The organism is Methylobacterium nigriterrae, assembly GCF_037106235.1.
Taxonomy (GTDB): Bacteria; Pseudomonadota; Alphaproteobacteria; order Rhizobiales; family Beijerinckiaceae; genus Methylobacterium; species Methylobacterium nigriterrae.
In genome coordinates this window covers 1-252 of record NZ_JBAWTG010001063.1, presented here as the reverse complement: position 1 = coordinate 252, position 252 = coordinate 1, and the positions used below count along the sequence as shown (strand labels likewise).

At 53.2% G+C, this 252-nt stretch carries 1 protein-coding gene; it reads right to left on the bottom strand.

All coding sequences use genetic code 11. The annotated features are described in order from the left end of the window. Nucleotides 1–57 precede the first annotated feature (57 nt). Nucleotides 58–252: hypothetical protein (locus WDW90_RS40245; RefSeq protein ID WP_336493129.1), on the bottom strand; the 195-nt coding region annotated here is incomplete at its 5' end.

Genomic DNA, 252 nt, shown 5'->3' with positions numbered 1-252 from the left:
CAACGGGATTCTGTTCTGAAGCCGGCGGTCGCGCCGGCGACAGTCGCCAGGAAGTATTTAGCGGCCCTTCGCCAGGATCTGAGTGACTTGGGCATACGATTCAGTCACATGAATGGCCTTTGCGCCTCCAAGCACCTGTATTTGTGTTCCGCCGCTGGGGTTTGCTTGGAAATGAACAACGTGGGTGAAGTTCACTGATATTTGGCCGCCATGATAGCTAGTAAGCTGAAGAATCACTTCCCTCTCCTTTTC